The organism is Rhodococcus sp. KRD197, assembly GCF_017168235.1.
Lineage (GTDB): Bacteria > Actinomycetota > Actinomycetes > Mycobacteriales > Mycobacteriaceae > Rhodococcoides.
Map to the genome: position 1 here is coordinate 1 of NZ_JABFAO010000045.1, position 9,145 is coordinate 9,145.

9 protein-coding genes are annotated in these 9,145 nt (G+C 70.4%); 8 read left to right on the forward strand and 1 reads right to left on the reverse strand.

Annotation, left to right across the window (positions count from 1 at the left end; all coding sequences use genetic code 11):
* Nucleotides 1-407: 407 nt before the first annotated feature.
* Entirely contained in the window at nt 408-752 is a 345-nt protein-coding gene (locus J1M86_RS23930; RefSeq protein ID WP_007626392.1) for an NADH-quinone oxidoreductase subunit A, read from the forward strand.
* Nucleotides 753-847: 95 nt separating this feature from the next.
* Here J1M86_RS23930 and J1M86_RS26595 read toward each other — a convergent pair whose 3' ends face one another.
* Complete coding sequence (locus tag J1M86_RS26595) at nt 848-1,615, reverse strand: hypothetical protein (protein ID WP_241260621.1); 768 nt, start codon at nt 1,613-1,615, stop codon at nt 848-850.
* On the opposite strand from J1M86_RS26595, the gene J1M86_RS23940 reads away from it, so the two are divergent.
* The 7 genes from J1M86_RS23940 to J1M86_RS23970 are packed head-to-tail and all read left to right on the forward strand — an operon-like array spanning nt 1,601 to nt 8,918.
* Complete coding sequence (locus tag J1M86_RS23940; protein ID WP_241257514.1) at nt 1,601-2,251, forward strand: hypothetical protein; 651 nt, start codon at nt 1,601-1,603, stop codon at nt 2,249-2,251. The two genes, J1M86_RS26595 and J1M86_RS23940, sit on opposite strands and share 15 nt — an antisense overlap.
* Nucleotides 2,244-3,179: a complex I subunit 1 family protein gene (locus J1M86_RS23945; RefSeq protein WP_017836399.1), complete on the forward strand. Its 936-nt coding sequence runs from the start codon at nt 2,244-2,246 to the stop codon at nt 3,177-3,179. The genes J1M86_RS23940 and J1M86_RS23945 overlap by 8 nt, the downstream gene beginning before the upstream one ends.
* Before the next feature lie 3 nt (nt 3,180-3,182).
* On the forward strand, nt 3,183-3,746 hold the full coding sequence (locus J1M86_RS23950; RefSeq protein WP_064257203.1) for an NADH-quinone oxidoreductase subunit J: 564 nt from the start codon (nt 3,183-3,185) through the stop codon (nt 3,744-3,746).
* A complete protein-coding gene (locus J1M86_RS23955) occupies nt 3,743-4,045 on the forward strand; it encodes an NADH-quinone oxidoreductase subunit K (protein WP_017836397.1) in 303 nt (100 codons plus the stop codon). The genes J1M86_RS23950 and J1M86_RS23955 overlap by 4 nt, the downstream gene beginning before the upstream one ends.
* Nucleotides 4,042-5,988 carry an NADH-quinone oxidoreductase subunit L gene (locus J1M86_RS23960; protein WP_206492765.1) on the forward strand — a complete coding sequence of 649 codons (1,947 nt, stop codon included), beginning with the start codon at nt 4,042-4,044 and terminating at the stop codon, nt 5,986-5,988. Before J1M86_RS23955 ends, J1M86_RS23960 begins: the two co-directional genes overlap by 4 nt.
* 2 nt (nt 5,989-5,990) lie before the next feature.
* Nucleotides 5,991-7,481, forward strand: a complete 1,491-nt coding sequence (locus J1M86_RS23965) for a NuoM family protein (protein ID WP_007626381.1) — start codon at nt 5,991-5,993, stop codon at nt 7,479-7,481.
* Nucleotides 7,482-7,502: 21 nt separating this feature from the next.
* Nucleotides 7,503-8,918, forward strand: a complete 1,416-nt coding sequence (locus J1M86_RS23970) for an NADH-quinone oxidoreductase subunit N (RefSeq protein WP_042329325.1) — start codon at nt 7,503-7,505, stop codon at nt 8,916-8,918.
* Nucleotides 8,919-9,145 lie beyond the last annotated feature (227 nt).

The window sequence follows — 9,145 nt, forward strand, 5'->3', positions numbered from 1 at the left end:
ATTGGAGGGCAGCAGGGGCTCTATCCGCTCCCACTGCTCGTCGGTGAACTGGCGAAATCGTGACTTCGTCTGTCCCATACGGCCACGGTCTCGCGGGTCACCGCTCAGCTATGGGAGACACGCCCTAGTCAAGGAATGTGGACAGTTCTTCGATGAGTAGCCAGCGACGCGCGGAGGTGTGCGCTTTCTTTCGACGACAACCCCGCCCCCAGTCGAGCCCAACCGGTTCCAGAGATTTCGCATCAGTCGGACCCACACGCGGGTGTTCCTGCTCTGCGGAGCCGGCCCCGGTCACGGCTGACCGCCGAGCTGGAACGAGATTATCGATCGCGGTAATCCGTTAAGGTGACTCCCATCGCTCAGCGACCGGCCTCGATGTTCGACCGCGAGAAAGGGGAGAGACCGTCATGTCCTCAGGGATCGTGTCCGTGGCTCTGGTGGCGCTGTCTGTCGTTGCTCTCTTCTATGCACTCCACCGCGTGGCCAGCATTACCTCCGACCCGTTGACAGTCCTGCCGGCCCAATCCGGGTGGGCACCGCAGGAGCACGCCCTGTCGCGGTTCCACGCACGCTGGTACCTCGCCTCGATCGTGTTTCTGGCCTTCGACGTCGAGATGCTCTTTATGTACCCGTGGGCCGTGGTGGTGATCGAGAAGGGGCTCTCTGCGGTGGTGGAGATGTTCCTGTTCCTTGGTGCCCTGCTAGTCGCCGTGGCCTGGGCACGGCGAGAAGGCGCATTCCGATGGGCTTGAGCCCGTTTCTCGCCCGCCTCGCCGTCCAGGCCACCCGGGTGCTCGTCGTCGAGGCCCCGGGCCAGTGGGCGACTCGGATGGAGCTTGAGCAACAGCTACTCCGTCGCGGGTGGCGGATAGCCAGTAGTCCGGCTCAGGGGGACGTGCTCGTCGTGTGTGGTGCGCCGGGTCCTGAGCTGTCGGATCTGGCGAACCGCCTCTGGGAGCAGATGCCCGGCCCTCGGGTGCGCATCGGCATCGCCTCGCCCGGAGCGGTGGTTCCCGCCCTCGACAATGCCACTGCGCTCCTGCTCGACACTTCCCATCACCGGACCGACGCCCGCGAACGGGCGCAGGAGCCCTCGATGTCCGATCACGCGAACAATGCTGATGGCGAAGGGCACGAAGGGCACGTGGGCCACGAAGGACACGAGGAACACCAGGGCCACGGTGGACACTCGGACCACGAAGAGCACGCGGATCGCCAGGCGCACGAGGGCCACGAAGACCATGGCGGGCATGGTGGCCACGAGGGCCACGCAGACCACGGCGGGCACGAGGGCCACGAAGACCATGGCGGGCATGGTGGCCACGAGGGCCACGCAGACCACGGCGGGCACGAGGGCCACGAAGACCATGGCGGGCATGGTGGCCACGAGGGCCACGCAGACCACGGCGGGCACGAGGGCCACGAAGGCCATGGCGGGCATGGTGGCCACGAGGGCCACGCAGACCACGGCGGGCACGAGGGCCATGAAGGCCATGGCGGGCATGGTGGCCACGAGGGCCATGAAGGCCACGGGGATATGGACATGGCTCCCGCCGGGATTCCCTTGGCCGAAGGCGGGGAGGACCGCGACGGCCTGGAGATGGATGTTCTCCATCTGCCGCTCGGTCCGGTATTGCCGTTCTGGCCGGCCGGGCTCGTGCTGCACTGCTCGCTACAGGGGGACGTTGTCGTCGACGCCACCGCCTCGGTGATCGACGCGACGGAGCACAGGGCCGGAGCACCCGGTCGGCCCACGGACCACGCGTCTGCCACGGTGACCCAATGTGATCAGGTCATGGCACTGCTGGCACTGGCCGGTGCCGAAGACCTGGCGGACTGCGCCCGCCGTGCCCGGGACGGGATTCTGACGGGCGATCCCGGTGCCGCCCGTGACGCCGTCGAGCGTCTGCACCGGAAGGTTCGCAGGTCGCGGCTGCTGCGCTGGTCATTGCGGGGCGTGCTGCCGCTCGGCCCGGCCGATCTGGAGCGCCACGGCTTGCCGGGGCACTGCCTCGGGGATGCCCACGACCGGTTGCTGGCCCAACTGGAACGGATCCGCGTCGAGGTCGGCGGCGCAACGCCGGACCGGGCGGATGGCGGCTCAGCGCAGGAATCTGCGGACAAACTAACTGTGCCGTGGGCGGTGGTGCCGGACCTGGTGACCGGTTTGGAGCTGGGCACTGTGCGCTTGGCGGTGGCGAGCCTTGATCTGGGCTCGCATCCTGCCGTCCGGGAGGTGGGGCATGTCTGAGACCGTGGTGACGACCGTGTCCGGTGGGTGGGCCGTGCTGGCCGGGGTGATCCTGTGTGGGCTGGCGTTGTTCGCGGTGGCGCTGGACGGGGTGCTCTCGTCGCCGGCGCGGGGCGGCGGTCGTGGCGGGCCCACTCCCCTGGCCCGTGCGGCCCGTCTGTTGCGGCAGCGTCGCCGCACGACGGTCGCCGCGGACACCCTGCTGTGGCGGATCGGCGGCGCGGGCATGCTGGTCGGGGCGTTCCTGATGATCGCCGTGATCCCGCTGGGCCGCTGGACACTGGCGGACCTCGACGTGGGAGTCGTGTGGTTCAACGCCGTCGACGTCATGGTGTGGGCCCTGGTCTGGCTGGCGGGGTGGGGCGCCAACTCCATCCACGGTCTGGTGGGCGGTTACCGCTTCCTCGCGCACGGGCTGGCCTATGAGCTGCCGCTGATGTTCGCATTGGTGGCCCCGGCGATCGCCGCCGGCAGTCTGGCGGTGGGCGACGTCGCGGCCGCGCAGGACGGCGTGTGGTTTGTGGTGTGGATGCCGGTGGCGTTCCTGGTCTTCCTGATCGGCGTGACCGGCTTCTCTGTATGGGGTCCATTCGCCCCGGCCCTGTCCGCGGACATCGTCGGCGGGGTGACGGCCGAACTCTCGGGGGTCGATCGGCTGGTCCTGCAGGCCGGGCGCTACCTGTTCCTCACCGCCGGGGCGGCGTTCTCGGTGCCGCTCTTCCTCGGCGGTGGTGCCGGGCCCGTCCTGCCCGACTGGGCGTGGGTGCTGGTCAAGACAGCGCTGGTGCTGACGGTTCTGGTGTGGGCGCGGCGCAAACTTCCGCTGCTGCGACCGGATCGGTTCATGGAGATCGGCTGGACTGTCTTGCTCCCGGCCGTCGTGGCCCAGGATCTGCTTGTGTCCCTCGTCGTGGTCTGGAAGGGCTGAGCCGTGCTGGTCGGGATCGTGTTCTGGGTACTCGCTGTGGTGGCGGTGACCGCGGGGACGGCCGTGTTCGTGGTGGACTCGATGGCCCGGGCCACCTACGCGCTGGCGGCATCGTTCATCGCCGTGGGGGTGATGATTTTGCTGCTGGGTCAGAGCTACCTGGGCATCATCACGATTCTGATGATGGTCATGGAGATGGCGGTGATGGCGGTCTACATGGTGATGTTCATGGGCATGAACCCGGCGCTGATGCCGATGGACATGACCCACGGGAAGAAGACCGCGATCGGCACCTCGGTCGGGGTCTTTGTGCTGCTGGCCGCCGGGGCGCTGCTGATCCCGTGGCCCGAGCGACGTGGCGCCCCACCCGAGGACCTCACCAACGCGCTGGGCCTGGAGATCATGGGCGAAAAGATGTTGGTGATGGCCGTGGTGGGCGCGGTCATGGTGGCCACCATCGTGGCCGGGATCGTCCTGGCCGCCGGGCGCACCCGCTACGACCGGCTCGGCGACGATCTGCGGCGCCGCCCGGCCGACGACCCCCAGCCGGGAGGTGTGGGTCGATGACCCTGGAGGCCGTTCTGGTGGTGGCCGCCGCCCTGTTCGCCGTCGGGCTCTACGGGGCCCTGTCCCAGCAGGTGGTGGTGATGGTGATGATGGGCCTGGAGTTGATGATCAACGGGGTGCTCCTGGCCGCCGCGGGGTTCTGGTGGTTCCTGGCCCCGGGCCCCTCCGGGCAGGTGCTGCTGCTGGTGGTGCTGGCGGCCATGACCGTGGAGATGGCCATGGGCTTTGCCGTGGCGACGCTGTTGCACCGCAAGCGGCAGACCGACATGACCGACATGGCCGAGGATCTCTCCGGATGACCGCCGACCAGACCTTGCTGCTGACCCTGGTGGTGCTCCCGGCTGCCGTGGGTGCGGTGCTCGCGCTGACCCGGGCGGAGCGGGTTGCGGCCCCGATCGCGGTATCGACCGCTGCCGTGACCGCGCTGCTGGCGGCTGTCGTCGCCGTTGCGCGGCCTGCGGTGGCGTTCCCGTTCATCGCCGGCGTCGACGTGGCATTGGAGGTCGACGCCCTGGCGGCGCTGACCCTGCCGATGGTCGCAGTGGTGACCCTTTTGGTGCTGGTTTTTGCGGCCGGCAACATCCGGGCGGCCCGGCCCCGCTTCCACGGGCTGATGCTGCTCTTCGCCGCCGCGGCCCTGATCACGGCCTCGGCCGCCAGCCTGCCGGCGCTGCTGTTTGCCTGGGAGTTGATGGGCGCGACCTCGTACGCGTTGATCGGGTTCTGGTGGCGGGACACCGACCGCGTCTCGGCCGGGCTCACGGCCTTCCTCACCACCCGTACCGCCGACCTGGGTCTCTACCTGGCCGCCGGCGCTGCCTTGGCCGGCGGCGCCGGTATGGGCCTGTCCGAGTTGCCGGCGGCGGAGAGCCCGTGGCGGCACGTGGTGGCGGCCGGGATCCTGGTGGCGGCACTGGGCAAGGCCGCGCAGCTGCCGTTCTCGTTCTGGCTCTCCGGCGCGATGAAGGGCCCCAGTCCGGTCAGCGCACTGCTGCACTCGGCGGCGATGGTGGCAATGGGCGGTTACCTGCTGCTGCGCGTGGAGCCGCTGCTCGCCTCCACCGGGTGGGCGGGCCCGGCCGCCGCGTGGATCGGGCTACTGACCGCGGTGGCGATGGGGATCGTGGCGTTGGCCCAACGGGATCTCAAACAGTTGCTGGCGGCGTCCACTGTGGCGCAGATGGGATTTGTGGTGCTGGCCGCCGGAGTGGGCGCGGTGAGCGGAGGTGCCGCCCAACTGGTGGCCCATGCCTCCACCAAGGCACTGCTGTTCCTCGCTGCCGGGGCGTGGCTCACCGCGTTGGGCACCGAGAAGCTCACGGAACTGCGCGGGGCGGGCCGCCGATGGCCGGTGGTGGGCGTGACCGCGACCGTGGGAGCCCTGGCCCTGACCGGGATCGCGCCGCTGTCCCTGTGGGCGACCAAAGACGCGGTGCTGGCTGGGGCCCTGGAGACCTCGGCCTGGCTCTACGCCACAGGACTGGTGGCGGCGGCCCTGTCGGCGGCCTACTCCGGCAAGGTCCTATGGACGATCTGGCACCGCGGGGCCCAGGCCCGGGTCGAGGAGCCCACCGCCGGGCGGGAGGTCGGCGCAACGCAAGAGCTCGGCACCGGGCAGGTGGGGGCGCTCGAGCAGGCCCCGCTGGTCGTGCTGGCCGCGGGGGCGGCCGGGCTGTCGGTGTTGGCGCTGCCCCCGCTCAGCGGCGCCCTCGCCCAGGCGATGGGCGGGCACGGCGAGGTGACGGCGCTCGAGCTCGTGGTCTCGGCCGCCATCGCCCTGGCCGTGGTGCTGCTGATGCGACGTCTACGCGCCCCGGAACTCGGGTGGGCCGAGCGGTGGCTGGGGCTGGAGGCTGCTGCGCACGTTGTCGTCGTCGTTCCCGTCATGCGGTTGGCGCACCTCCTGGCCCGGTTCGACGACGCGGTCCTGGACCGCGCCGTGACCTCCGTGGCCGGGGCCGTCCCGATGCTGGCACGGTCCGTGGCGCGGTTCGACGACGAGGTCCTCGACGCCGGAGTCGGAGCAGCCGCACGGGCCGCCCATACGGCCGGGCAGGGCGCGGCCCGCCTCGATGACGCCGTGGTCGACGGCGCCGTCGAGGGCCTGGCCGGTTGGGTTCGCCGACTCGGGCACCTGGCCCGCACCCCGCAGACCGGGGCCGTCCACCAGTACCTCCTGCAGGCCGTCGCGGTGCTCACCGTGGCCGTGGTGGCCTGGACCGTCTACGCAGTGATGGGATGAGCATGCTCAGTCTGATCGTCTTTCTCCCCTTGGCCGCCGCCGCCGTCCTGGCCGCGGTGCCGGCGATCGGGCCGGCGGCCGCGCGATGGGCGTGGATCGCGGTGAGCGTGCTGGAAGTGCTGCTGGTTGCCGTGGTGTGGGCCGGCTACAAGGACCCGGGACCGAACGGGCTGGCGTTCGAGGAGCAGGTGCCGTGGATCCCGGGGGTGGGCAGCAGTTACCACGTGGGCATCGACGGGCTGTCCCTGCCGCTGGTGGCGATGACGGTCGTGGTGTTCTTGGCGTGCGCTGTGTACTGCCTGCGGGATTCGGACCGGCCGCGCGTGCAGGCGGCGCTATTTTTGTTCCTGCAGAGCATGAGCCTCGGCGTGTTCGTTTCAGCCGACCTGATCCTGTTCTTCGTCTTTTTTGACCTGTCGATCGTGGGAATGTACTTCATCATCGCCGGGTGGGGCCACGGCAATGCGGCCCGGTCGGCGCTGAAGTTCTTCCTCTACACGTTCCTGGGGTCGCTGGCCCTGCTGCTGGGTTTCATCGGGCTGTATGTGTTCTCGGCGCCCCACACCTTTGACATCCCCGAGCTGGTCGCCGCACCCCCGCTGGCCGGTGAGCCGCTCGCCGGGGGGCTGGTGCTGGCGGCGATCCTGGTGGGCTTGGCCGTCAAGACCCCCACCGTGCCGTTCCACACCTGGCTTCCCCCGGCCCACACCGACGCCCCGGCCGCCGGCTCGGCCGTCCTGGCGGGGGTGTTGCTGAAGATGGGCGCGTACGGCTTCGTGCGGATCGCCATGCCGATGCTGCCCGAGGTCTGGCGGGCGTGGGCCTGGGTGATCGTGGCCGTGGGAATCGTCTCCGTGCTCTACGGCGCACTGGTGGCGCTTGCCCAGACCGACCTCAAGCGGATGATCGCCTACACCTCCGTCAACCACATGGGCTACATCGTCCTGGCCCTGGGTGCGGCCGGGCTGCTGGTGGAGGGTGCCGAGCAGGCCCGGTCCGTGGCGGTCACCGGCGCGATGGTGCAGATGGTCAGCCACGGACTGATCACCGCCGCCCTGTTCTTGCTGGCCGGGGTCATGCAGAGCCGGGCCGGGACCTACGACCTGGGTTCCTATGGCGGGCTGGCCGGCCCCGCCCCGCGGTACGCGGCGCTGTTCGCGATCGGCGCCTTTGCCTCCCTGGGCCTGCCCGGGTTCTCCGGGTTCATAGCCGAGTTCCAGATCTTCGCCGGCAGCGTGGCCGTGGCCCCGGTGACCGCAGTGGCGCTAGTGGGCATCGTGATCACCGCCGCCCTGTTCCTGCGGGCCCTGCAGCGGGTCTTCACCGGGCCCGCCGCCGGGCGCTCCCCCGGGTTCGCGGACCTGCGGGCGCACGAGCTGTGGTCGGCCGGCCCTCTGCTGGCGCTGTCCGTGCTGATCGGAGTGCTGCCGCTGGTGCTGCTCGGGGTGATCGAGCCGAGCTCGGCCGCCCTCGTGGAACTGGTGGGACGGTAACCCGTGGACGCCTCCATGCAGATGAGCCCCGGGCTGCTGCTGCCCGAGATCATCGTCTTTACCGGCGGATTGGCGGTGCTACTGGGCGGATCGTTCCTCCCCCGGCAGCGCCAGTGGATCGCCCGCGCCGCGGCCGCCCTGGCGCTACTGGGCGCCGCGACCGCCGCCGCGGTGGCTATGGCCGGGCCTGCGCAAAGCGCCTTTGCGGGTACCTTTGCCGTGGACACCGCCACCGGCGCCGCACGGGTGATAGCCACCCTGGCCACCCTGCTGATCCTGGGGGTGGCCTCCGGGGAGCTCAAGGACTCCCCGCGCGAATCCGACACCTACGCCCTGCTGCTCTTCGCCACCGCCGGGGTGATGGTCCTGGCCGGGATCACCGACCTGTTGGTGCTGATCGTGGGATTCCTGCTGGCCAGCATCCCGCTGTACGGGATCATCGGACTCACCGGCGGCCGCTTGGGCGCCGAGGCGGCGGTCAAGACCTACCTCATGGGGGCGCTGTCCGGGATCCTGTTGATGCTGGGCGTCACCGTGCTCTATGCCCTGGCCGGAGGCACCGACTACGCCCTGCTCCGGGAGGCGTTGCCCACCGCACCGGACGCCGCCGTGGGGACAGGCATCCTGGGGGTGCTGGCCGGGCTGCTGTTCAAGGCCGGCGGGGTGCCGATGCACTTCTGGGTGCCCGACGCCGCCCAGGGCTCCGGGGTCACCGCCGCCACGTTCCTGACCACCGTGCCCAAGGTGGGCGCGCTGGTGGCCGTGTACCGGTTGGTGGCCACAGTCTCCGCCGAAGAGCACTCCTGGTTGCTCGTCGCCGCCCTACTGGCCACCGCCTCGATGTTCCTGGGCAACCTGGCCGCCTACTGGCAGACCGATCCCCGCCGGCTACTGGGCTGGTCGACCGTGGCGCAGGTGGGGTTCCTGCTGGTGCCCGTGGCCGCAGCCGGGCGCAGCGACCTGGCCCTGCCCTCGCTGTTGTTCTACCTGGCCGCCTACGCCGTGACCAACGTCGCCGCCTTTGCCGTGACCGCTGCCCTGCCCGAGCACCGGACGCTCGCCGAATACCGCGGGCTGGCCCGCTCCCGCCCAGGGTTGGGACTGACCGTGCTGGTGGCGCTGCTGGGGCTGGTGGGCACCCCGCCCCTGGCGATCTTCGTGGGCAAACTGACCACCGCCACCGCCGCCTGGGACGGCGGTCACGGGTGGCTGGCTCTGGTGGTGGTGGTCAACAGCGTGATCAGCCTCTTCTACTACCTGCGCTGGTTCGCCCCCGTCTTCGCCCGACCCGACTCCCAAGCCGCCGAGTTCCCCGGACGCGGCGGGATGGCCGCCTGGCCGGCCGTCACGGCCGCGGTCGCCGCGACCGCGAGCCTGGCGCTGGGCGTCCTGGCCGGTGTCCTGTGGGCTGCCCTCGACGGCCCCGGGATCCTGTAGGGCTGGGAGCGGCAGCCTTCCCCAGCCGGAAGGGGCGTCGAGTAGGTGCGGGAGGGAGCCGGGGGCCGTACAGGAGAGCCCGCTTATAGGAGAGAACCCCCTAGGGCGTGTCTCCCAATCGGCGTAGCCAGGTGAGAATTGCGCAGAGGGTGACGGCGGCGCGGTAGGTGATCGCGAGTTTGTCGTAGCGGGTGGCCAGCGCTCGCCATTGCTTGGCCAGAGCGAAG